The 21995-nt window shown below is 73.1% G+C and carries 21 protein-coding genes; 9 read left to right on the plus strand and 12 right to left on the minus strand.

Going from position 1 to position 21995, the window contains the following annotated elements; all coding sequences use genetic code 11:
• The first annotated feature begins 24 nt into the window (after positions 1-24).
• Both FFT21_RS05975 and FFT21_RS05980 read left to right on the plus strand, forming a co-directional pair.
• The gene (locus FFT21_RS05975) at positions 25-426 is read left to right on the plus strand and encodes a GntR family transcriptional regulator (RefSeq protein ID WP_137812760.1); all 402 of its coding nucleotides are present in this window, start codon (positions 25-27) and stop codon (positions 424-426) included.
• A 30-nt stretch (positions 427-456) separates the two neighbouring features.
• A complete protein-coding gene (locus FFT21_RS05980; protein WP_137812761.1) occupies positions 457-810 on the plus strand; it encodes a DUF5808 domain-containing protein in 354 nt (117 codons plus the stop codon).
• A gap of 28 nt (positions 811-838) precedes the next feature.
• On the opposite strand, the gene FFT21_RS05985 is transcribed toward FFT21_RS05980, so the two are convergent.
• Positions 839-1258: a DUF3052 family protein gene (locus tag FFT21_RS05985; protein WP_137812762.1), complete on the minus strand. Its 420-nt coding sequence runs from the start codon at positions 1256-1258 to the stop codon at positions 839-841.
• Positions 1259-1472: 214 nt separating this feature from the next.
• Here FFT21_RS05985 and FFT21_RS05990 point away from each other — a divergent pair, with 214 nt between their 5' ends.
• Positions 1473-2162 carry a TVP38/TMEM64 family protein gene (locus FFT21_RS05990; RefSeq protein ID WP_137812763.1) on the plus strand — a complete coding sequence of 230 codons (690 nt, stop codon included), beginning with the start codon at positions 1473-1475 and terminating at the stop codon, positions 2160-2162.
• Positions 2163-2419: 257 nt separating this feature from the next.
• Here FFT21_RS05990 and FFT21_RS05995 read toward each other — a convergent pair whose 3' ends face one another.
• Together FFT21_RS05995 and FFT21_RS06000 are read right to left on the minus strand one after the other, a co-directional pair.
• Positions 2420-3796, minus strand: a complete 1377-nt coding sequence (locus FFT21_RS05995) for a vWA domain-containing protein (protein WP_137812764.1) — start codon at positions 3794-3796, stop codon at positions 2420-2422.
• A gap of 22 nt (positions 3797-3818) precedes the next feature.
• Positions 3819-4706 carry an AAA family ATPase gene (locus tag FFT21_RS06000; protein ID WP_137812765.1) on the minus strand — a complete coding sequence of 296 codons (888 nt, stop codon included), beginning with the start codon at positions 4704-4706 and terminating at the stop codon, positions 3819-3821.
• Positions 4707-4934: 228 nt separating this feature from the next.
• Between FFT21_RS06000 and FFT21_RS06010 the strand changes: the two genes are divergently transcribed.
• Positions 4935-6407: a sensor histidine kinase gene (locus tag FFT21_RS06010; RefSeq protein ID WP_137812766.1), complete on the plus strand. Its 1473-nt coding sequence runs from the start codon at positions 4935-4937 to the stop codon at positions 6405-6407.
• Between the two features lie 84 nt (positions 6408-6491).
• Here the strand turns inward: FFT21_RS06010 and FFT21_RS06015 are convergent, their stop codons facing one another.
• Positions 6492-7727, minus strand: a complete 1236-nt coding sequence (locus FFT21_RS06015) for a cytochrome P450 (protein WP_137812767.1) — start codon at positions 7725-7727, stop codon at positions 6492-6494.
• Between the two features lie 57 nt (positions 7728-7784).
• Here FFT21_RS06015 and FFT21_RS06020 point away from each other — a divergent pair, with 57 nt between their 5' ends.
• Together FFT21_RS06020 and mug are read left to right on the plus strand one after the other, a co-directional pair.
• Positions 7785-8396, plus strand: a complete 612-nt coding sequence (locus FFT21_RS06020; RefSeq protein WP_137812768.1) for a TetR/AcrR family transcriptional regulator — start codon at positions 7785-7787, stop codon at positions 8394-8396.
• Positions 8397-8407: 11 nt separating this feature from the next.
• A complete protein-coding gene (mug, locus tag FFT21_RS06025) occupies positions 8408-8962 on the plus strand; it encodes a G/U mismatch-specific DNA glycosylase (RefSeq protein WP_371856724.1) in 555 nt (184 codons plus the stop codon).
• Here the strand turns inward: mug and FFT21_RS06030 are convergent.
• Complete coding sequence (locus FFT21_RS06030; RefSeq protein ID WP_137812770.1) at positions 8959-9726, minus strand: enoyl-CoA hydratase/isomerase family protein; 768 nt, start codon at positions 9724-9726, stop codon at positions 8959-8961. The two genes, mug and FFT21_RS06030, sit on opposite strands and share 4 nt — an antisense overlap.
• Positions 9727-10183: 457 nt before the next feature.
• Here FFT21_RS06030 and FFT21_RS06035 point away from each other — a divergent pair, with 457 nt between their 5' ends.
• Positions 10184-10564 carry a hypothetical protein gene (locus tag FFT21_RS06035; RefSeq protein WP_137812771.1) on the plus strand — a complete coding sequence of 127 codons (381 nt, stop codon included), beginning with the start codon at positions 10184-10186 and terminating at the stop codon, positions 10562-10564.
• 200 nt (positions 10565-10764) lie between these two features.
• Here FFT21_RS06035 and FFT21_RS06040 read toward each other — a convergent pair whose 3' ends face one another.
• Genes FFT21_RS06040 through FFT21_RS06055 form a run of 4 tightly spaced genes read right to left on the minus strand, consistent with a single transcriptional unit; the run spans position 10765 to position 14611 of the window.
• A complete protein-coding gene (locus FFT21_RS06040) occupies positions 10765-11481 on the minus strand; it encodes a GTP-binding protein (RefSeq protein WP_137812772.1) in 717 nt (238 codons plus the stop codon).
• Complete coding sequence (locus tag FFT21_RS06045) at positions 11462-11833, minus strand: DUF742 domain-containing protein (RefSeq protein WP_137812773.1); 372 nt, start codon at positions 11831-11833, stop codon at positions 11462-11464. The genes FFT21_RS06040 and FFT21_RS06045 overlap by 20 nt, the downstream gene beginning before the upstream one ends.
• Before the next feature lie 4 nt (positions 11834-11837).
• Positions 11838-12260 (minus strand): roadblock/LC7 domain-containing protein, encoded by a 423-nt coding sequence (locus FFT21_RS06050; RefSeq protein ID WP_137812774.1) that lies wholly within the window; start codon positions 12258-12260, stop codon positions 11838-11840.
• Between the two features lie 5 nt (positions 12261-12265).
• Entirely contained in the window at positions 12266-14611 is a 2346-nt protein-coding gene (locus FFT21_RS06055) for a sensor histidine kinase (protein ID WP_225978124.1), read from the minus strand.
• Between the two features lie 683 nt (positions 14612-15294).
• Between FFT21_RS06055 and FFT21_RS06060 the strand changes: the two genes are divergently transcribed.
• Complete coding sequence (locus FFT21_RS06060) at positions 15295-17463, plus strand: xanthine dehydrogenase family protein molybdopterin-binding subunit (RefSeq protein WP_137812776.1); 2169 nt, start codon at positions 15295-15297, stop codon at positions 17461-17463.
• Between the two features lie 18 nt (positions 17464-17481).
• Positions 17482-17934 (plus strand): (2Fe-2S)-binding protein, encoded by a 453-nt coding sequence (locus FFT21_RS06065; protein ID WP_137812777.1) that lies wholly within the window; start codon positions 17482-17484, stop codon positions 17932-17934.
• A 168-nt stretch (positions 17935-18102) separates the two neighbouring features.
• Here the strand turns inward: FFT21_RS06065 and dprE2 are convergent, their stop codons facing one another.
• The 3 genes from dprE2 to FFT21_RS06080 form a co-directional block, all read right to left on the minus strand.
• Positions 18103-18846 carry a decaprenylphospho-beta-D-erythro-pentofuranosid-2-ulose 2-reductase gene (gene dprE2, locus FFT21_RS06070; protein WP_137812778.1) on the minus strand — a complete coding sequence of 248 codons (744 nt, stop codon included), beginning with the start codon at positions 18844-18846 and terminating at the stop codon, positions 18103-18105.
• Positions 18847-18876: 30 nt separating this feature from the next.
• On the minus strand, positions 18877-19845 hold the full coding sequence (locus FFT21_RS06075) for an extracellular catalytic domain type 1 short-chain-length polyhydroxyalkanoate depolymerase (protein WP_137812779.1): 969 nt from the start codon (positions 19843-19845) through the stop codon (positions 18877-18879).
• Positions 19846-20036: 191 nt separating this feature from the next.
• A complete protein-coding gene (locus tag FFT21_RS06080) occupies positions 20037-21980 on the minus strand; it encodes a cellulase family glycosylhydrolase (protein WP_137812780.1) in 1944 nt (647 codons plus the stop codon).
• Positions 21981-21995: the final 15 nt, after the last annotated feature.

The raw sequence follows: 21995 nt of genomic DNA on the forward strand, positions 1-21995 counted from the left end.
AACAGTGCGGCATGGGAGTGGATCGTGATCCTCAGCGTGGACCTGACCAGTGATGTCCCGATCTACCAGCAGATTCGGGACCGGGTGGTGGAGGCGATCGCCGAGGGCCGGCTCGCCGAGGGCAGCCCGCTGCCGTCCACCCGGCAGCTTGCGGTCGACCTGGGCATCAACTTCCACACCGTGAACAAGGCGTACGACCTGCTTCGGCGGCAGGGGCTGCTCCGGCTGAACCGGAAGAGCGGCGCGGTGGTGCGCCGCGACGCCGGTTCCGGGCCGCCCGAGGCGGACTTCACCGGCGACTGGCAGGCGCGGCTGCGCACGCTGCTCGCCGAGGCGGTCGCGCACGGCGTCGACGGGGACACCGTCGTGGCGGCATGCCGCGAGGTGCTGGCGTCGTTCGCCACGCCCCAGGAACAGCGTCCCTGACTTCGTTGGAGCGGAGAGCATGACCGCGCAGTGGGTGGTTCTCAACGGCAGACCTGGCAGGCCAGCGCGCACGTTTCGCTGCTTCCGGTGCTGCTTCCGGTGCTGGTCGGCGTGGTGGTCGTCCTGGCGGTGGGGTTGCGCACCGGCCAGCTCGGCAGCCGGCTGCCCGCCGGCGACGCCGACGAGGACACCGGCGTGGTGCAGCGGGACGACGACCGGTACTGGCGCGGCGGCATGGTGTACGTCAACCGGGAGGACCCGGCGGTGCTGGTGCCCAAGCGGTTCGGCTACGGCTGGACGGTGAACTTCGGCAACCCGCGCGCCCGGTGGCTGCTGCTGCCGATCGTCGCGCTGGCGGTGGTGGTGCGGGTGCTGGCGCACTGAGCCTCGCCACCGGGTTCGCCGCGCCCGGTCAGTCGTGCCGGTGCCGGTACTCCACCCGCCAGACGAACTTCAGACCCGACCAGTCTTCGCCGAGGGCGGCGACCTTCACGTCCACCAGTCCGGCGGGCAGCAGCAGTTCCCGCACCCCGTTCTCGGTGACGTCGCTGGTGTGCCCGGCCGCGCGGCGCGGCCAGGCAATCCACAGCGCGCCGTCGTGCGGTAGCTCGTGCACGAAGCTCGGCGTGTCCCGGGCCAGCGCGTCCACCGAGCGGTAGAAGGCGACCACGATGTTCGCCCGGCGCAGGTCGCCCGCGCCGACCTCCACCCCCTCCGGTAGGTCGGGAATCTCCCACCCCGGCGGGGAATGCAGCAGGATCAGGCGGTGATACGCCCGCACGCCCAGCTTCCTGGCCAGCGGCGTACCCGAATACCCTTGGTCCGCGATCATGGCCTCCGTTCCCGGGTGCGGCGCCGCCTCCTCCCGCCGGCCGCCCCGCCCTCATCGCCCGGCGATGTGGCCGTCACAGCACCGGAAACCACCCTACGACGCTGTCGATCGCGTGGCGCGCCACCAATGGTGACGCAGGGAGGCAGGGTCGGCCGTCTGGCACAATCGGCATCGCCGCCTTCCGCCTCCGCCCGGCAGACCCCACGGGAGTTTCGTGATCCGTCCACGCTCGCTGCTGGCCGTGGGCCTGCTGGCCGCGCTCATCCTGGTCGCCGTGCTGCTGCCGGTGCCCGATCCGGCCCAGTTGCGGGCCTGGGCGCTCGCCGCCGGGCCGGCCGCCCCGGCGCTGCTGTTCGCCGCCTACGCGGTGGCCACCGTCGCTCCGCTGCCGCGCACGGTGTTCACCCTGGCCGCCGGCCTGCTGCTGGGCACGGTGGCCGGCGTCACGGTGGCCGTCGGGGCCACCGCGGTGAGCGCCGCGCTCGGTTTCGGGCTGGCCCGCGCGGTCGGCCGCGACCTGGTCGCGCGGCGGCTGGACCACCGCGCGGTGCGCACCGTGGACACGCAACTGGCGGAGGGCAACTGGTTGACCGTGGCGTCGCTGCGGCTGATCCCGGTGGTGCCGTTCGCGCCGCTGAACTACTGCTGCGGCGTCTCATCGGTGCGGTTCCTGCCCTACCTGGCCGGCACCGTGGCCGGCAGCCTGCCCGGCACCACCGCCGTGGTGGTGTTCGGCGACTCGCTGACCGGCAGCACCTCCCCCGCCCTGCTGGCCGTGTCGGCGTGCTGCGCCGCCGTCGGCGCGACCGGGCTGTACCTGGCGATCCGCCGCCGGTCCCGCACCGGCGACCGGCCCGATCCCGCCGCCGCGCCGCCGGAGCCGGAGGCGCTGACCCGGCCCTGAACCGGGAACCGGACGCGTTGGTTTCGCCGGGCTGCTCGCGGGGCGGATGCTGCAGGCATCGGCCTGGGCCGGCGCCGCTGGCGATCGCCACGGCCAGGGACGCGCTGCCGGCGGAGCGCGCCGGCCGGGCCGCCGCCGGGCGTCCAAGGAGACCGCGACCAGATCGGTGCCGCGCCTCGTTGTGCGTCAGTCCAACGAGCCCGCGCCCAGCTCCCGGGCGGCGAGGGCCCATCTGACCTCCATCAGGGTGTCCACCGCTACGCGGGCAGCAGCCGCGTGATCACCTGGGAGAGCTGCCGGATGTTGCGGCATTCGTACATGGTCACCACCTCGGCGTAAGCGCGGGCCGCGGAGTCGCCGGTGTGCCACAGCGGCTCCGCCTCCGGGTTGAGCCAGTAGACGTGCCGCGCCCGGTCGGCGATGCGGCGCAGCGCGCGCAGGTTGGGGTCGCCGCCGTTGGTGCGGCCGTCGCCGAGGATGAGCACCGAGGTGCGCGGGCCCACCGCGTCCAACCACCGCTCCGCGAAGGTGGCCAGCGCGTTGCCGTAGTCGCTGTTGGTGCCCCACCAAGTGAGCGTGGCCTCCCGGAAGATTCGGCTGGCCAGGCCCTCTGGATCGTCCTCGCCGGCCTCGACGAGGTGGGTGATCTCGTCGGTGACGCCGACGAAGGCGAACACGCGTACGCGGCTGAACTGGTCCCGCAGCGCCTGCACCAGCAGCAGGGTGAACTGCGCGAACCCGGCCACCGACCCGGACATGTCGCACAGCAGCACCAGGTCTGGCCGGCCCTGCCGGCGGCGGCGGAACGCCGGGCGCACCGGCACGCCCGAGGTGGCCAGCGAGCGGCGCATGGTGCGGCGCAGGTCGATCTGGCCGCGGCGGGCCCGGCGCCGCCGCGCGGCCAGCCGGGTGGCGAGCTTGCGCGCCAGCGGCTGGATGGTGCGCCGCATCTCGGCGAGCTGTGCCCGCCCGGCGGTGGTGAAGCCGACCAGGTCGGTGGACGGTGCCACGCCGTAGCGGGACACCCGCTCCCGGCCGCGCAGCTCCGCGGTGCGCCGGCGGGCCTCCTGCTGCACCAGGTCACGGAACCGCGCGACGCGGCGGGCGGCCTCGCCGCGGTCCACTTCCTCGGCCAGCGGATCCTCCGTGCCGGCCCGGTCGCGCATCGCCGCCAGCACCCGGGCCAGCAGCGACTCCGGTCGCAACCGGTCCAGCGTCTGGTAGGCCGACCAGCCCGCCATGGGTCCGCCACCGGCGCCCGAACCGAACCGGCCGAGCATGTCCACCCCGGACGCGGCGAGCGCGCGCAACCGCTCGTCCCGACCCTCGGCGAGGGCTGCCACCAGCAGGTCCCGCCAGGCGTCCAGGTCGTCCCCGGGCGGCGGGTCGAGCGCTGTCTGCCTCACCCCGACGGCGGCGGGAAAGTACAGCTCGAACACACCGTCGAAGACGGCTCGCTCGCCGGAGCGGCGCAGCAGGGTGGCGGCGAGGGACTCGCGGAGCTGGTCGCGGTCGGCGAGCCCGACCACCCGCAGCGCCGCGGCGGCGTCCACCGTCTCGCTCGGACCGACCGGGACACCGTGCTCCCGCAGCGCGGTGACGAACTCCACCAGCCGGTCCGGCAGCCCCGTCATGCCGTCGCCTCGGTGCGGCCGGTCATCCCGGTGTCCGGTCCAGGACGGTGGCCAGCTTCAGCTCGGCGGTCGCCTTGCGGTGGTCCGCCTGGTACTTGAGCACCACGCCGAGGGTGGCCTCGACCACCGACTCGTCCAGCGTGTCCGCGCCGAGCGCGAGCAGCGTGCGGGCCCAGTCGACGGTCTCCGCGATCGACGGCGCCTTGCGCAGTTCCATGCCGCGCAGCGCGCCGACCAGCCGGACCACCGACTCGGCGAGCGTGTCGTCCAGGCCCGGCACGTGCAGCCGGACGATCTCGCGCTCCAGCTCGGCGGGTGGGAAGTCGAGGTGCAGGAACAGGCAGCGCCGCTTGAGCGCCTCGGATAGCTCCCGGGTGGCGTTCGAGGTGAGCAGCACGAACGGCCGCCGCGCGGCGGTGATGGTGCCCAGCTCCGGCACGGTCACCTGGAAGTCGCCGAGCACCTCCAGCAGCAGGCCCTCCATCTCCACGTCCGCCTTGTCGGTCTCGTCGACCAGCAGCACGGTGGGCTCGGTGTTGCGGATCGCGGTGAGCAGCGGCCGGGCGAGCAGGAACTCCTCGCTGAACACGTGCGCGCGGGCCTGCTCCCAGCCCTCGTCGCGGCCGGCGGTGATGCGCAGCAGTTGTTTGGCGTGGTTCCACTCGTACAGCGCGCGGGACTCGTCGATGCCCTCGTAGCACTGCAGCCGGATCAGCTCCGCCCCGGTGGCCCGGGCGAGCGCCCTGGCCAGCTCCGTCTTGCCGACCCCGGCCGGTCCCTCGACGAGCAGCGGCTTGCCGAGCTGGTCGGCCAGGAACACCGTGGTGGCCACGGCGGTGGAGGCCAGGTAGCCGGCCGTGGCGAGCCGGTCGCCCACCTCCTCGACCGAGGCGAACAGCGGAGTCTGCATCCGGTTATTGTGCGTGCCGAACGCCCGCGATCGGTTGTGTGCCCGATCACGCGCCGCTCACAGGCAATTCCCAGCGGGCCCCCAGCGCCGCCGCACGTGGCCTGCCGAGGATGGGCGCCATGGCAGCACCGAGCGCCCGGCCTCGCAACGACTCCCCCGGCCGAGGCCGAACGCGCCGGCCGGAGGTGGGGCGGGAGCCGATGATCCACACGATGCGGGGCGCCGGGTATGTGCTCAAGCCGGCTGGCTAGGCGGCTCTTCCGGCGGTGGTCGCTGCGTGCCAGGCTGCTCGGCGAGCAGACCGCGCTGCTCGCCGTGGTGTGCCTGATCATCGTCGTGGTCACCGAGTTCGCCCTGCACGCCTTCCTGGTCGGCCAGCTCGACCGGCAGTTGCACGACGCGAGCCAGCGCGCGCAGCTCTTCGCCGGCGGCCCGCAGCAGCCAGGTGGCGGTGGTCCGGCGCAGCGCCGGCCGCCGATCGGGGCGCCCGGCCAGGGCGCGGGCACGGTGAACGCGCGCATCGTGGACGGCGAGGTGGTGGACGCCCAGCGGCTGACCGCCCGGGGCGGCGTGGTGCCGCTGGCCGCCGACCAGGCCACCGTGCTGGCGCGACTTCCGGTGGACGGCCGGCCCTACACCCGGACGCTGCCGGACCTCGGCGACTTCCGAGCGATGGCGGTGACCGTGCCGGACGGCGACGTGGTGGTCACCGGGCTGCCGCTGGCCGACGTGGACGCGACCATGGCCGGCCTCGGCCGGGTGCTCGCCGCCGTGGCGCTCGCCGGGCTGGCGGCCACCGCCGGTGCCGGCGCGCTGATCATGCGGCACACGCTGCGGCCGCTGCGGCGGCTCGCGCGCACCGCGAGCCGGGTGGTCGAGCTGCCGCTGGACCGCGGCGAGGTGGCGCTGTCGGTGCGGGTGTCGGAGCGGGACACCGATCCGCGCACCGAGGTCGGCCAGGTGGGTGCGGCGTTGAACCGGATGCTCGGCCACGTCGGCGCCGCGCTGGCCGCCCGGCACGCCAGCGAGATGCGGGTGCGCCAGTTCGTCGCGGACGCCAGCCACGAGCTGCGCACCCCGCTGGCGGCCATCCGCGGCTACGCGGAGTTGACCCGGCGCGGCCGGCAGGTGGTGCCGCCGGACGTGGCGCACGCGATCGGGCGCATCGAGTCCGAGTCGGCGCGGATGAGCACGCTGGTGGACGACCTGTTGCTGCTGGCCCGGCTGGACGCCGGCCGCCCGCTCGCCGCCGAACCGGTCGACCTGTCCCGGCTGGTGCTGGACGCGGTCAGCGACGCGCACGCCGCCGGGCGCGACCACCACTGGCGGCTGGACGTGCCCGAGGACCCGGTCACCGTGGTCGGCGACGAGGCGCGGCTGCACCAGGTGCTGGCCAACCTGCTCGGCAACGCCCGCTTGCACACCCCGCCGGGCACCACGGTCACCACCGGGCTGACCACAGTGGACGGTCACGTCCGGCTCACCGTCGCCGACGACGGCCCGGGCATGCCACCCGAGCTGCTGCCGGAGGTGTTCGAGCGGTTCGCCAGGGGCGACAACTCCCGCTCGCATGCCGCGGGCAGCACCGGGCTCGGCCTGGCCATCGTGGCCGCGGTGGTCGGCGCGCACCACGGCCGGGTGGGCGTCACCAGCGAACCGGGCCGCACCGTGTTCACCGTCGAGTTGCCGGTCGCCCGCTGAATCCCGCGGCCTGCTCGGCGCCATGATCGCGGTGACCGCGCGGTGCGTGGGTGGGCGGGTGCTCCGCCCACCCACCGCGCGGGTTCACACCGAGACCGTCAGCGTCTCCGGGCCGCGCAGGTTGATCCGGCCGTTCCAGCGCACCCCGTGCAGCCCCAGGTCGGGGAACCGCCGCACCAGCCGGGAGATCGCGATGCGCGCCTCCATCCTGGCCAGTGCCGCACCCAGGCAGTGGTGCACGCCGGCGCCGAAGGACACGTGCTGCCGGGCGTTGTCCCGGTCCAGCCGCAGCTCGGCGGCGTCCGCGCCCCAGAACTTCGGGTCCCGGTTGGCCGACGCGAGGCAGGCGATCACGAACGAGCCGGCCGGGATCTCCCGGTCGCGCACCCGGTACGGCTCCAACGTGATCCGCCGGCTCATCTGCACCGGGCTGTCGTAGCGCAGCAGTTCCTCCACCGCGTTGCCGGCCAGGTCCGGCCGCTCGCGCAGCAGCGCCAGCGCGTCCGGGTTGCGCAGCAGCGCCAGCACGCCGCCGCCGATCAGGTTGACGGTGGTCTCGTGCCCGGCGATGTAGAGCAGCAGCACCTGGGCCACCAGCTCGTCGTCGCTGAGCACGTCGCCGCCCTCCTCGGCCGCGATCAGCGCGCTGAGCAGGTCGTCCGCCGGGTGGCCGCGCTTCCAGGTGATCATGTCCTGGGCGATCGCGCCGAGTTCGTTGTCCGCGTCGACGATCCGGTTCAGCGTCTCCGGGTCGACCACCGGCTCCAGGGAGCGCACCAGGGTGCCGGACAGCTCGCGCAGCCGCAGGTGGTCCACCTCCGGGGTGCCGAGCATCTCGGAGATGACCGCGAACGGCAGCGGGAAGGCCAGCTCGGCGACCAGGTCCACCTGCCCGGCCTCGGCGATCCGGTCCAGCACCTCGTCGACCAGCGCGGTGACCCTGGGCTCCAGCCGGTTGACGGCGCGCGGGGTGAACGCCTTGGAGACCAGCCGGCGCAGCCGGGTGTGGTCCGGCGGGTCCTTGTCCAGCATGGACAGGCCGTCCATCCGGCGTGGCCGGTCGCCGTAGGCCTCCTGGTTGATCGCGCGGAGCGGGCTGCCGGGCGCGATGTGGCGCTCCTCCACCGAGTGCCCGGACCGCAACAGCGCGGACACGTCCTCGTAGTCGGCGAGGATCCAGAAGCCCAGCGGGCTTTCGTGCACCGGGTCGGCCGCGCGAAGGTGTTCGTAGTGCGGGTAGGGGTCGTCGGTGAATCCGTCGGCGAAGGGGTCGAACACGAAGTCGGCGGCGACGTCGGAGGTCAGCGCGCTGTCAGTCATCCATCTCACCTACTCCGCGATGGAAACATACACAGTGTATGTCGGTAGGCTCAGCGTATGCCAGGCGTCAAGAGCCGACGCGAGCAGTACTCCGAGGCGACCCGGGCCGCGCTGCTGGAGACCGCGACCACGCTGTTCGCCGAGCGCGGCTTCGCCCGCACCGCGCTGGAGGACGTCGCCTCCGCCACCCAGGTCACCCGCGGCGCCGTCTACCACCACTTCGCCAGCAAGCGGGAACTGTTCGAGGCGGTGCTGGAGAGCCTGGAAACCGAGGCCACCCGGCGCATCGCCGAGGCGGCCGCGGGCACGGACGACGCCTGGGACGCCGCGATGATCGGCCTGGACGCCTTCCTCGACCAGTGCTGCGACCCGGTGTACGGCCGGCTGTGCTGGCAGGAGGGGCCGGTGGCGCTGGGCTGGGACCGCTGGAAGGAGTGCGAGGAGAAGTACGCGTACGGACTGACATCGCAGTTCGTCACGTCGCTGATGGACGCCGGATACATCGAGCAGGCGTCGCCGGAGATCACCACCCGGTTCGTGTTCGCGCTGCTCGGCGCGATCGGCAGCATGCTCGCCGACGCGGCCGAGGCGGACAAGCCACGGGTCCGCGAGGAGTGCGCCACCCTGGCCCGCCGCCTGCTGACCGGGCTTCGCCCGCGCCCCGCCTGATGGCCTCCCGGGTGACCCGCCCCACCCGCGCCGACCTGGCGGCGGCGCGCGGCCGGTCCATCGACGACGTCCTCGCCCCCGACCTGGACGTGCTGTTCTGCGGCATCAACCCGAGCCTGTGGTCGGGCGCCACCGGGCACCACTTCGCGCGCCCCGGCAACCGGTTCTGGGCGGCACTACACCGCGCCGGTTTCACGCCACGGCTGCTCCGCCCGGACGAACAGGCCGAACTGCTCGACCACCGGCTCGGCGTGACCAACCTGGTCCGCAAGGCCACCGCCCGGGCCGACGAGCTGTCCGAGGAGGAACTGCGCGCCGGCGCCCGGCGGCTGACGGACCTCGTCGGGCGGTTCCGGCCCCGGCTGGTCGCCGTGGTCGGGGTGAGCGCCTACCGGGTCGCGTTCGGCCGGCCGCGCGCCGCGGTCGGCCCGCAGGACGAGCGGATCGCCGGCCGGCCGGTGTGGGTGCTGCCCAACCCGAGCGGGCTGAACGCGCAGTGGCAGCTGCCCGCGCTGGCGGAGGAGTTCCGCCGGATGCGGGAACACGTCCCCGAGCAGTACCGCTAGAACCGGGGCGCGCGCTTCTCCAGGAAGGCGGCCACGCCCTCGGCGTACTCCGCGCTGTGCACCGCCTCGTCGTACAGCGCGCGCACCGCGTCGTCCTCCTCCTGGTGGCCGGCGGTGATCCGGTTGACGATGGTCTTCGCGCCGCGCACGCTCACCGGCGCCCGGGACGCGATCAGCTCGGCCAGTTCCTTGACCCGGGACGGCAGTTCCTCGGCCGGGTGCACCTCGTTGACCAGGCCGATGCGCTGGGCGGTGGCGGCGTCCAGTACCTCGCCGGTGTAGAGGATCTGCTTGGCCCAGGCCGGACCGACCGCGTCGACGAGTTGCTTGGTCGAGGTGAAGCTGTAGACGATGCCGAGCTTGGCGGGGGTGATGCCGAACCGCGCGCCGTCCTCGGCGATGCGCAGGTCGCAGGCCAGCGCCAGCTCGCAGCCGCCGCCGATGCAGAAGCCGGTGATCGCGGCGATGGTGGGCTTGCCCAGGGTGGCGATCGCGCGCTCCGCCCGGTGCACGGTCTCGCCGTAGCGGGCCGCGCCCTCCGCACCGCGGCGCAACGTGGCGAACTCGCCGATGTCGGCGCCCGCGGAGAAGTGCTCACCGCCGCGCAGCACCAGCACCCGGACCGCGTCGTCCTCGGCCACGCGGGCGAGCAGACCGGGCAGCGCCGACCACATCTCGAAGCTCATCGCGTTGCGCTTGGCGGGGCGGTCGATGGTCAGCGTGGCCACCGCGCCACCGGTCTCCAGCCTCAGGTACTCGCTCACCCGGCCACGGTAACCAGTCCGCAAGAACCCTCGAACGCCGCAGTGCTTCCCGCGAACCGCGGAACTCACGGTCCGGCAACGCACTGTGCCAGTCGGACGTTCGGGTTATCCGGCGGCCACTGCCCGATCCGCTATGCCCGTCACCACACCGGCCGCTCGCACGGGCCTGGCGCCCCGTGGTCGCTGGGCCGGTCCCGGATAACCCGCACAGGCGGTGGCGGCCGGCCCCGGTCCGGCCGCCACCCCATCGTGTGATTGCGATGTCCATCACATCGACTGGTGATCACTCACCGTCGCATATCCGGCCGCCGACTCCCGTGTTAGCGTCCGTGCACAAGCAAATCTTGATGCGGATGCATCCCCAGCGTGTTGTCGGGGAAAGTGGGGATCATGGCGAACGAGATCGGGACGCGGTCGGCCGCCCGGTGGCGGACCGGCGCGAGGGGCGGCGAGATCGATGGCGCCCGCGGCTGAACACGGCGCTGTCGAGGACCGGCTGCGGGACCTGATCGCCCGCGGCTTCCAGTTCCTCCACCCGCGCGACGCCGAGGGCGAGTTGGTGGCGGTGGTCGGGGTGCGCGCCCACCACAACGTGGTGGACGTGCTGCAACTGCACGCCGAGGACGACGCCACGGCGTTCCGCATTCCCGGCGACGAGCGGGACATCATGGCACCGAGCACGACCCTGTGGCGGTGCTCGGGGGCCGCGATCGAGGTGCTGAACGCCCTGCTGGCCCTCGCCGATCCGGCGCCGGCGGCGCAGACCGGGGACGCGGCGAAGGGCTGCTGGGTGCCGGTCCGGCCCGGCCGGGCGCGCTGGGTGAGGGCGACGGCCTGACACCGGGCCCATTTCCGCGCCGGCCGCGGCCGGCGCCCGGCGGCGACGGCGCGCGACCGCACGCTACTCGGACGACTGCCCACACCCGGACACTGCGACAAACCGGGGGGCCCGGATCCGCAAGCCCCACGTCACCGGGCGGATCTTCGTCTCCGGGCAGATGAAGTTCAGCGGCTACACGCGGGGCGAGACCCGCATGGTCAACCTCCGCTAGGCCGGAGCCCGGTGGCCGCGGCGTCGGCGCGCCGGACGGTCGCCATGACGTGCTCGACGAGAGTGATCAGCAGCCGCTTGTTGGACTCGCGGTAGCGCGCGTCGCACATCGACAGCGGGACGTCGCCGTCCAGGCTGAGTGCCTGCCGCACCTCCTGCGGCGAGTAGGGCTGCTCGCCGTCGAAGCAGTTGACACCGACCACGAACGGGATCCGGCGGCGTTCGAAGAAGTCCACCGCGGGAAAGCACGCGGACAGCCGCCGGGTGTCCGCCAGCACGATCGCGCCCAGCGCGCCGCGGGCAAGTTCGTCCCACATGAACCAGAAGCGGTCCTGCCCTGGCGTGCCGAACATGTACAGGATGAGCCGAGGGTTGATGGTGATCCGGCCGAAGTCCATGGCCACCGTGGTGGTCGTCTTGCCGTCGACGCCCGTCACGTCGTCCACGCCGGCGCCGAGTTCGGTGAGCAGTTCCTCGGTGCGCAGCGGAACGATCTCGCTGACCGAGCCGACCAGGGTCGTCTTGCCGACCCCAAACCCGCCCGCGACGAGCACCTTGATCGCGACCGCGTCCAGCGCCAGCCCCGCGCCATCGGTGTCCGTTCCGGAACGCGCGCCGCGACCGCGTCGCCGGGGAGCGGGGGTGGCCTGGCCCGCCCCGGTTCGGCCGGTCGGGTCGAGGTCGTCAGAGCTTCCGTATCCCATCGAGCACCTTCTGCATCGTGACGAGGTCCGGCCTGGCGGCCGGCGAGGGGCTGGCCCGGAAGATCAGGTAGCGGCGCTCGATCAGGTCGCTGATCAGCACCTTCACCACACCCAGCGGCAGGTCCACCCGGGCCGCCACCTCGGCGACCGACTGCGGGAACGCGCATGCCCGCAGGATCCGGGCGTACTCCTGCTCCACCACGGCGGCGTGCACCTCGGGATGGACGGCCACCACAAGGGTGATCAGGTCGAGTGGGTAGCGGTTGGCCCGGGTGCGGCCACGGGTGACGGCGTACGGCCGCACCAGGGGCCCGGCCGCCTCGTCGAACCACGCCTCACCCCGGCTAATCATGGGCTCATCCGGACGCCGCGGGCGCGGCGCCGGCCTCCCGGGGCGCCGTGGACAGGTACCGGCCGACCCTTGTCACCATCAGGTTCATCTGGTAAGCGATCATGCCGAGGTCGGCGTCCGCGGCGGCCAGCAGCGCCAGGCAGGCACCCTGGCCAGCGGTGGTCACCATGAGGAACGCGCGCTCCATCTCCACCACGGTCTGGTGCACCTCGCCACCGCCGAAGTGCCGCCCGGTGCCCCTGGCCAGGCTCTGGAACGCGGACGCCACCGCGGAGAGGTGCTCCGCGTCCGCTTTGGACAGGTTGGCGGATCTGCCCATGAGCAGGCCGTCCGCGGAGAGCACCACCGCGCGTTCCGCGCCGACCACCCGCTGGACCAGATCGTCCAGCAGCCAGTCCAGCTCGCTGACGCCGGACTTGACGGTCATGTTCCTCACCCACCTTCGCCTGGTCGCGGGTTGCCGGGCGCCGGTTCGGACTCGTCGCCCGCCCTGGCCCGGCGGGTGCCGTGCTGGAAGGCCGTCATCGTGTTGCGGGAACGCTCCGGCGTGCGCCGGGGCGCGCCGTCCGCCGGCTGCTCCGCCGGCCCGCCGGGTTCGTCGGCCAGCAGCTGCGGGGCCAGGCTGGCCTGCCGCTCCCGGCGGGGCAGCGGCGCCCGCCCGGTGCCGCCGGAGTCGTTGCCGGGGCCACCACCGGGGTCGCCGCCGGAGCCGTTGAGCGAACCGTTGCCCGAGCCGTTGCCCGAGCCGATGCCGGCACCGGTGATCGCGACGTGGCCGGCGCCGTTGCCGGACCCGACCGGCCGGGGCGGGCTCGGCGTCCGGGTCGGCAGCGCGGTCGGACCGTCGCCGGGCGGCATCGCCGGGCCGCGCCCGTGAGTCGGGGGCTCCGGCTCGGCCGGGGTGGCCCTGTCCGGCTCCGGTTCGGCAATCAGTGCCGAGGGCAGCAGCACGGTCGCGCGGACGCCGTCGTACACGGACTCGCGCAGGCTGACCTTGATGCCGTGCCGGGCGGCGAGCCGGGCCACCACGAACAGGCCGATCCGGGACTCCGCGGACAGCGCCATCACGTCGAAGTCCGGCGGGTCGCGCAGCATCGCGTTGAACGCCTCGAGTTCCTCCGGTTCGATGCCCAGGCCCTGGTCCTCGATCTCCACCACCACGCCGCGGCCCACGACGTTGCCCCGCACCTCCACCTGCGCCTGCGGCGGCGAGAACGATGTGGCGTTGTCGACCAGCTCGGCGAGCAGGTGGATCAGGTCGGCCACCACGGCGCCGACCATCGGAACGTCGGGCAGCCGTACGGTGGTGACCCGGGTGTAGTCCTCGGTCTCGGCGATCGCACTGCGCACCACCTCGCGCAGCGGCACCGGGTTGCGCCACTGGCGGCCGGCGTGCTCACCGCCGAGGATGATCAGGTTTTCCGCGTTCCGCCGGCCGCGGGTGGCCAGGTGGTCGAGCTGGAACAGCAGCTGGAGCTGGTCCGGGTCGTCCAGCGACCGCTCGGCCTCGTCGAGCACCTTGAGCTGGCGGTGCACGATCACCTGGCTGCGGTGTGCGATGTTGAGGAACACCGCCCGCACGCCCTGCCGGGTCTCCGCCTCCCGCACGGTCGCCGCGATCGCGGTGCGCTGCGCCTCGTTGAACGCGTCCGCCACCTGGCCGATCTCGTCGTCGCCGTGGTCCAGCCAGGGCACTTCGGCGGCCACGTCGACCACCGCGCCGGCGCGCAGCCGGGACAGCAGCGCGGGCAGCCGCTCGTCGGCCAGTTCCAGGGTCTCCTCGCGCAGCCGGGAGAGCCGCCTGATCAACCGGCCGGACATCCGCAGCGCGACCGCCAGCACCGCGAAAACCAGCAGCAGGATCGCCACGCCGGCGACCCACGAGGTGAGCAGGGTCCGCTGCGCGCTTGCCGCGCCGAGGTCCGCCGCGTAGCCGGAGTGGCTGAGGTACAGGCCCATCAGTGCCTGGGACACCTGCTGCGCGGCGCTCTCCCAGTCCGGGACGGCGAAGGGCACGGCGGCCGGTCCGGTGCCCGTGGTCGTCGGGCCGTGATACATCAGGTAGTTGTCGTCCGCCACCAGCGTCTTCCACGCGGTGGTGGTCTGCAGCGCGGCGTAGGTGTCCCGCTCCTGCCGGGTCATCCGGGGCGCCAGCGTCTGCACCTGCTCGTGGTACATGCCGAGTTGGTGGGCGAGTTCGTGGAACTGCTCGGGGGACAGCCCGCTCTGCACCGCGCGCTCGGCCATCGCGTGCGCCCGGGACATCGCCTCGGCCGACTTGAACAGGTCGTAGGCGATCATCTGCTCGAAGCCGACCGTGGCGTCCGTGGCGGACCGGGCGATGCCCTGGATGTTGGCGCCGCACAGGGCGAGCAGGTCGTCGAAGAAGGCGTAGGTGTCCTGCGCGGTGGCCAGCCCGCCGTCCACCCGCTGCCGCATTTCCGGCACCTGCGCGGCGGCCTGACCGAACGCGGTCAGCGAGGCTCGCAGGTCGGGCGGGGCGTCCTGGGCCAGCCTGCCGTCCGTGGCGGTCATCTCGGCCAACGCCGCGTCCACCTGCTGCCGCTGGTCGTCCAGCGCGGACCGGCTCTGCCCGGGCTGGCTGAGCCGGCGGATGGTCAGCCGGCGTTCCTCCTGCGCGGCGGCGACGAAACGCGCGGTGGGACCGAGCGCGGCGCGCACGTTGTCGGCGAAGGTGCGGGCCCGCAGCCCCTGGTCCACCAGGTAGCCGGACAGGCAGGCGCCGACCACGAGCATCGCCACACTGGGAATCGCCACGATCGCCAGCACGCGGGCCCGGATCGTCCCGCCCCGTCTCCGCTGTCTCCGCTGCGATATGCGCCTCACGCGTTCAGGCCCTTCCGTTCTCCGACCACACGAGCCCGGAAGCTCGGGGATGCGCTGGTCTCCGGCCGTCCCCCTCGCCCGAGTGGAAGGCGGATCGGATCGAGCCGAAAGGGCCGTACCGCTGGCCGCTCACACCGTGCGTGCGACCAGACGGTATGTGTGCGAATTGCGGCCGTCAACCGATCCGGAGAAATTCTTCCGGCGGGCGGCGGTGAACCGAGCGCCGGCGGGCGAGTCCACCCACGGCTTGCCACATACTGGTAAGTCACCGGCGTGTCACCAGGGGTTACTGCTCCGTTCGGAGTAATTATGAATACTCCATATGACGCCTGGACCGCAGCCGTCAGCCGTCCTTAACGTGGCGCCGACAACAGCGAACGGCGACCGGGAGAACCAATCCCGCGCGGGCCACCCCGACCATCTCCTACCCGGCGGCTGCGGATCACCCGGTCCCGAAAAAATCCCCGAACAACGCCGAGGGAAACGTATTCACCAGGCCGGTGAATCGATCAGCGTTGCGCGTACTTCCGCGGATCTTGCTTCCAGCGATACGCGGTTACCTTCGCCATGCCCGGGCACGAAATGTCGGGACTGGGCGCGCGAGAGGAGTCCCTATGGGTCATTTCGACCGGGCGCTCGGCCGGCGGCGCTTTCTCACCGCGCTGGTCGCCGCGCCGACCCTGACCGTGGCCGCGCGGCTGGGCGCGGACGCGCTCGCGCCGGCCGCGGCGGGCGCCGTGGTGCCGAGCCCGGCGCAGCCCGCCGACCTCACCGACTTCGGCGACCTCATGGCGGCGGCCACCGCCGCCGAGACCAGCCTGCTGGTCCTGCAGGTCACCACGGACAACCGCGTGGTGTTCCAGTTGCCGCGCGCCGAGGTCGGCCAGGGCGTGACCACGGCGCTGGCGATGATCGTCGCCGAGGAACTGGACGCCCGGCTGTCCGACGTGGACACACCGCTGTCGGACGCCCGGTCGGACATGGGGCTGGCGCAGAGCACCGGCGGGTCGACGTCCGTGCGCTCGCTGTGGGACCCGGTGCGGCAGGTCGCGGCCGCGGCGCGGGCCCGGCTGGTCACCGCGGCCGCGCAGCAGTGGAACGTCGACGCGAACACGCTCACCACGCACGACACCGCGGTGTGGTCGCCGGACGGCCGGTCCGCCTCCTACGGCTCGCTGTCCGCGGCCGCCGCCAAGGTGCTCGTCCCCGCGGTGTCCACCGCGCCGAAGTCGACGTCGGCGTACACCGTGGTCGGCCAGCCCACCACCCGGGTGGACGCGCGGGACATCGTCACCGGGAAGGCCAGGTACGCGCTCGACCAGCCGGTCGCCGGCGCGCTGCCCACCGTGGTGGCCCGGCCGCCGACCATCAACGGCACGGTGGTCTCCTACGACGCGTCCACCGCGAAGACCATGCCCGGGGTCGTGGCCGTCACCCAGATCCCGACCGGTATCGCGGTCACCGCGCAGACCTTCGGCCAGGCGATGGACGCCAAGGCCGCGCTGAACATCACCTGGGGCGCGGGCACCATCGACTCAGTGTCCGATTCGGACATCCAGGGCAACCTGGCCGCGGCGACCCCGCCGCTGGCCCCGGTGCTCACCCCGTACGTGGAGGGCACCTTCAACTTCGCCTTCGTCAGCCACGCCGCCATGGAGGTGCTCACCGCGGTGGCCGACGTGCGGTCCGGCTCCGCCGAGGTGTGGACCGCCACCAAGTCACCGACCGGCGCCCAGTCCGCGGTGGCCAGCGCGGTCGGGCTGAGTACGAACCAGGTCACCCTGCACGTGGTCCGCGGTGGAGGGTCATTCGGCCGCCGGCTGTTCTACGAACCCGCCGTGGAGGCCGCCCAGGTGTCGAAGGCGATCGGCAGGCCGGTCCGGCTGATGTGGACCCGCAACGACGACATGCGCCACGGCCGGCTGCGACCGCGTAGCTACCACCGCGTCCGCGCCGGCTACGCGCTCGGCAACGTCACCACCTACCAGCACCAGATGGCCAGCGTGACGGTGGACTTCAGCGGCAGCGACACCGGCACGCTGCTCGCCAACGACGGCTACGCCAGCCCCACCATCGGCACCGCCTTCTTCGGTATCAGCGAGGCCTGCCCGTACAACTTCGGGGTGGTCACCGAGGCGCTCACCGAGGTGACCTACAAGATGCACACCGGAAGCTGGCGCTCGGTGTACTCGGCGCTGGCCCGCACCGCCGAGGAGATCATCGTCGACGAGTTGGCCAGGGCGATGGGCCAGGACCCGGTGGCGTTCCGGTTGCAGTTCCTCAAGACCGACGCGGAGCGTGCGGTGGTCAGCAAGGTCGCCTCGGCAGGGAACTGGGGCCAGGCCATGGCCGCGGGCACCGCCCAGGGCGTCGGTTTCCACCAGGAGTACCGGTCCCGGGCCGCCTGCCTGGTCAACATCGACTGCACCACGTCCACGCCCCGGGTGACCCGGGCGGTGCTGGCGGTGGACGTCGGCCGGCCGGTGAACCCCAAGGGGCTGCAGGCGCAGGCGATGAGCGGGCTGATGGACGGCATCGCCACCGTGCTCTACGCCGGCAACCACCTGAAGAACGGCGCCGTCGTGGAGGGCAGCTACGCCGACTTCCACTACCCCCGGCAGGCCACCGCGCCGAGGCAGGTGGACGTGTACGTGCTGCCGGCCACGGGCAGCACGCCGGGCGGTGCCGGCGAGCTGTGCGTGCCGGCCGCGGCCGCCGCGGTGGCCAACGCCTACGCCCGGGCCACCGGCACCAAGCCGCGCAACTTCCCGATCAACTTCTGAAGCCTGGCAAGGAGACTCGTGCCCACCTACACGTTCACCCTCAACGGCAGGTCCGTCAGCGTGGACGCGCCGTCCACCATGCCGATGCTGTGGGTGCTCCGCGACCTGCTCGGCGTCACCGGACCCAAGTACGGCTGCGGCGTCGGCGTCTGCCGGGCCTGCACCAGCCACCTCAACGGGGCGGCGTTCACCCCGTGCACCACCGCGGTCTCCGACTGCGCCGGCAAGAAGGTCACCACCATCGAGGGACTGGCCAACGGATCCACCCTGCATCCGGTGCAGCAGGCCTGGCTGGACGAGGACGTCGCGCAGTGCGGTTACTGCCAGCCCGGCCAGATCATGGCCGCCGCCGCACTGCTGAAGAGCAACAAGAAACCCACGGACGCGGACATCGACGCCATCCAGAACGTATGCCGGTGCGGCACCTACGCGCGGATCCGCGCGGCCATCAAGCGCGCCGCCGGCGAGTGACCACGCAGGGGCAAGGCCCCTCTCCATGTCGGCCCCGGGAAGTCCCCCGACACTTCCCGGGGTCGGCGCCCGCTCGGGGCGCGGTTCGGCGCTCAGTGCCTGTTCTGCGAAAGCCCTGGCGCGTTCCCATGCTCGTCATCGCGGGCCAGCCCGTTCCGGAACAGGCTGTCAGCGGGGCATGCGGCGCCACACCGACCGCGGCAGCAGCCGCGTCACGGCGAACACCCAGCGCAGCACCGGCGGCACCCACACCACCTCGCGGCGCCGCAGCAGCGCGCCCACCGTCGCGTCGGCGACCTGCGCCGGCGTGCTGGAGAACGGCGCGGGGGCCATCCCCTCGGTCATTCGGCCGATCACGAAGCCGGGCCGGACGATCAGCAGGTGCACGCCGCTGCCGGCCAGCGCGTCGGCCAGCCCGCTGGCGAACCCGTCCAGGCCGGCCTTGGCCGAGCCGTACACGTAGTTCGCCCGGCGCACCCGCACCCCGGCCACCGAGGAGAACACCACGAGCTGGCCGTGCCCCTGCTCGCGCAGCAGGTTCGCCAGGTGGGTGAGCACGGCGACGTGCGCGACGTAGTCGGTGTGCACGACCTCGAGCGCGTGGTCGGCGTCCCGCTCGGCGCGCCGCTGGTCGCCGAGCACGCCGAAGGCGACGACCACCACGTCCAGCGGGCCGTGCTGCTGGGCGATGCCGTCCAGCACGGCGCGGTGCGCGGCCACGTCGTCGGCGTCGAACTCGACCCGGGCCACCGTGCCCGCGCCCGCCTGCCGCAGCGTGTTCTCCTCCGCGTCCAGGTCGGCGCTGCGCCGCGCGGCCAGCACGAACCTGTCGTAGCTGCGCCGGGCCAGGCGTTCCGCCACGGCCATCCCGATCTCGCTGCGCCCACCGAGTACCAGCACCGTTCCGCTCACCCCGCCGAGTGTGCCGGACGGCTGGAATGCCTAGCCGTCCAGCCCCCAGCCGTGGCCGAGATACCAGGCGGCGCAGATGTTCACGTCCAGGATGTACGGCGCCGGGCTGCCGCACTGCCGCGGCCCGGTGCCGGGGTCGATCGGCTGGCCGTGCCCCATCCCGGTGATGGTGTAGGTCTCCACCACGGGTTGGCCCGCACCGTCCCGGTACACCGCGTGCGGGTAGCCGGCCGCGGTGTCGGTGGTGTCCGCGGTGGCGTCGGTGCCGTGCACGTTGGTCCACTGCTTGACCAGCTCGCCCTCGTTGGCCGGGGCGACGGTGTAGTCGGCGGTGCCCTGCCAGATGCTCACCGTCGGCCACGGCCCGGTGTAGCTGCCGCTCGCCGCGCGCACCTTGTCGCCCCACTGCTGCGCGGTCATCGTCCTACCCGGGTACATGCAGGAGTAGGCCTCCAGCATGGACGCGGCGCAGCCGTAGGGGATGCCGGCCACGATGCCGCCGCCGTGAAAGACGTCCGGGTAGGTCGCCAGCATCACCGCGGTCATCGCGCCGCCCGCGGACAGCCCGGTCACGTACACCCGTTGCGGGTCGGCGCCGGCGTCGGCGACCGCCCGCTGGGCCATCTGCGCGATGGACGCGGCCTCGCCCTGGCCCCGGGTGATGTCGCCGCTCTGGAACCAGTTGAAGCACCTGGACGCGTTGTTCGCGGTGTCCTGCTGGGCCAGCACCAGGGTGAACCGCCACTGCTGGGCCAGCTGCACCCAGCCGGCGTTCGTGCCGTAGCCGGCGGCGTCCTGGGTGCAGCCGTGCAGGGCCACCACCACGGGGCGGCCGGTCGGCAGGTTGTCCGGGGTGTACCGGAACATCCGCAGGTTCCCCGGGTTCGAGCCGAAGCCGGTCACCTCCTGGATGCTCGCCGCGCCGGCAGCGGGCGTTGCCAGGACCGAAACGCCGGCGACCAGCGCCAGCAGCGCCAGCGCCCACCGTAACCGCATCATTCCTTGGACCTCCTTGTCCGTGCGAGACGGGTCGTCCCCCGGGACGGCGCCGTCCCGGGAAGGCGGTTGCCGGCCGGCAACGGTAGGGACGCGCCGGCGCGCCGACCATGGTCGGGAATGCCACAGCCGGCGCCCAGGGCATGTGTGCTCGGCCCATTACCCGGTTGCCGGATCGGGCCGCACGTCGCGGGTCACCGGCACCGTCGTCCCGTGGCGAGCCACAGCACCCGCACCCCGTACGGAGGAAGGTCCACGGTGGACAGCTCCGCGCCGCCGTCGAGATCCACCAGGCGACCGCCGGTGACCACCGGCCTGACGGTCACCGGCTGGTCGCTCTGGCTGGTGAGGAAGGCGAACCGGCGGCTGTCGGCGTGGTCCAGCACGTCCGCGGCCACGTGCGGTTCGTCCACCACCACCGGCCGGTCCACCCCGGCCCACTCGGCCAGCGCCGCGTACAACACCCGGGTGTCCTCCGGGTTGACCGCCGGGGTGAGCGCGGCCATGTGTTCCACCGGGTAGGTGCACAGCACCGTCCACCCGCGACCGGCGCGGCGGCGCAGCAGCGCGGGCCGGCCTTCCCCGTCGACCGCGATCACCTCCGACTCGGTGGGCCGCACCGGCAGGTAGGCGCGGCTGTTCGCGTTGCCCGCCACCGGGAACGACAGCCGGCGCCCGGCGGGCAGCCCGCCCAGCTCGGTGGTGAGGGTGAACTCCACGGTGTCCGCGACGATCGGGTCGACCAGGCCGTAGCGGAGCTGGTGCTCGACGCCGAACATCCGGTTGAGGTGTGCGTACCACGGCCCGCGCTGGAAGCCGCCGGTGCCGTGGCAGTACGACACGTACACCACCGCGCCGCCCCCGGCGAGCCGTTCCAGCCGGTACCAGGTGGGCGCGGCGAGCTGCTTGGTGGACGGCACCAGGTAGAGCCGGCAGTCCTCGGCGATGCCGTCCCGCTCCCGGGTCAGCCCCACCGGCAGGTCGGCCAGCTTGGCGCTGACGTACGCCTGGCGCAGCACGGTGAACGGGAACCGGTTGTCCTCGCCGTCGGTGCCGGGCAGCCCGCCCTCCAGGTGCTCGGGAACCACCAGCGCGGCCTGCGCCGGCGGCCGGCGGCAGCGGGCCACGTCGATGTCGGCGAGGGTGCGCGCGAACGACCGCATCTCGGCGAGCTGGGGTTTCGGTGCACCGTCCACGGTGGTCAGTCCGAAGTGGAGTTCGAACGCGCGGTGCCGGTACGGGTCCTGCCCGCGCAGGTTGTCGAAGTCGGTGTTGTTCCAGGCGATCCAGCCGGTGGCGCCGGCGAGCAGGCTGTGGTGCAGCACCTGCCGGTAGTAGTGCGCGGCGTTGGTGTCCGAGGCGAAGTCGGAGGACAGCCCGAACTCCTCCAGCACCACGGGACGGCGCAGGGTGCCGGTCAGCTCGCACAGGAACGCGGCGGTGTAGTGCTGGCGGACGACGTCGTCCTCCATCCGGTACACGTGCGGGCCGAGGAAGTCGACCAGTTCGGCCATGTCCCGCACGGAGAAGCCGTTGTCCACCCCGGTGACCTCGGCGCCCCAGGCGCCGTCGCCGATGGACACCGGCTGGTGGCCGCCGCCGGCGCGCACCGCCTGCACCATCAGCGACGCCCAGGCGGTCACCGCCTCCCGGCTGGCGGTGCCGCCGTAGATGGGCATCTCGTTGCTGATCAGCCAGCCGGCCACGGCCGGGTGGGCGGCGTAGCGGCGAGTCATCTCCCGGACGAACCACGCCTGCCTGGCCACCAGCCACACGTCGGTGTAGAGGTCACGGCCGCCGCGCCAGGCCGGGTCCCAGTTACCACCGGACATGTGACCGACGAGGAACGTGGGCACGGTGCGCATGCCGAGTTCGGCGTGCGCGTCGAGGAAGTCGGCGTACCGGGCGGCGCAGCCGTCGTCGACACGGTCCGGCGCGGGCATGAAGTCCGGCCAGTAGAAGAACGACCGGGTCATGGTGAGCCCGTGCGCGCGGAGCACCCGCAACTCGTCGCGGATCAGCCGCGGGTCATAGTGCTCCCGCCACATCAGCGGACCGCCGTTTCGGGACCAGAAGTTGGCGCCGAGCCAGTTCACCGCCGTGCCGTCCACCTCGACCATGCCGAAGTCGCGCCGCATCGTCTCCGTCCCTCT

Origin of the sequence: Gandjariella thermophila (assembly GCF_005405885.1) — a bacterium.
Taxonomy (GTDB): domain Bacteria; phylum Actinomycetota; class Actinomycetes; order Mycobacteriales; family Pseudonocardiaceae; genus Gandjariella; species Gandjariella thermophila.

Excerpts from the sequence above, each read along its gene's own strand:
- FFT21_RS06010 (WP_137812766.1), top strand. The coding sequence starts at position 4,935 with ATGTGCTCAAGCCGGCTGGCTAGGCGGCTCTTCCGGCGGTGGTCGCTG.
- FFT21_RS06080 (WP_137812780.1), bottom strand. The coding sequence starts at position 21,980 with ATGCGGCGCGACTTCGGCATGGTCGAGGTGGACGGCACGGCGGTGAAC.
- FFT21_RS06050 (WP_137812774.1), bottom strand. The coding sequence starts at position 12,260 with ATGACCGTCAAGTCCGGCGTCAGCGAGCTGGACTGGCTGCTGGACGAT.
- FFT21_RS06075 (WP_137812779.1), bottom strand. The coding sequence starts at position 19,845 with ATGATGCGGTTACGGTGGGCGCTGGCGCTGCTGGCGCTGGTCGCCGGC.
- FFT21_RS06035 (WP_137812771.1), top strand. The coding sequence starts at position 10,184 with ATGGCGCCCGCGGCTGAACACGGCGCTGTCGAGGACCGGCTGCGGGAC.
- FFT21_RS06040 (WP_137812772.1), bottom strand. The coding sequence starts at position 11,481 with ATGGGATACGGAAGCTCTGACGACCTCGACCCGACCGGCCGAACCGGG.
- FFT21_RS06045 (WP_137812773.1), bottom strand. The coding sequence starts at position 11,833 with ATGATTAGCCGGGGTGAGGCGTGGTTCGACGAGGCGGCCGGGCCCCTG.
- FFT21_RS05985 (WP_137812762.1), bottom strand. The coding sequence starts at position 1,258 with ATGATCGCGGACCAAGGGTATTCGGGTACGCCGCTGGCCAGGAAGCTG.
- FFT21_RS05995 (WP_137812764.1), bottom strand. The coding sequence starts at position 3,796 with ATGACGGGGCTGCCGGACCGGCTGGTGGAGTTCGTCACCGCGCTGCGG.
- FFT21_RS06060 (WP_137812776.1), top strand. The coding sequence starts at position 15,295 with ATGGGTCATTTCGACCGGGCGCTCGGCCGGCGGCGCTTTCTCACCGCG.
- FFT21_RS06020 (WP_137812768.1), top strand. The coding sequence starts at position 7,785 with ATGCCAGGCGTCAAGAGCCGACGCGAGCAGTACTCCGAGGCGACCCGG.
- FFT21_RS06015 (WP_137812767.1), bottom strand. The coding sequence starts at position 7,727 with ATGACTGACAGCGCGCTGACCTCCGACGTCGCCGCCGACTTCGTGTTC.
- FFT21_RS06000 (WP_137812765.1), bottom strand. The coding sequence starts at position 4,706 with ATGCAGACTCCGCTGTTCGCCTCGGTCGAGGAGGTGGGCGACCGGCTC.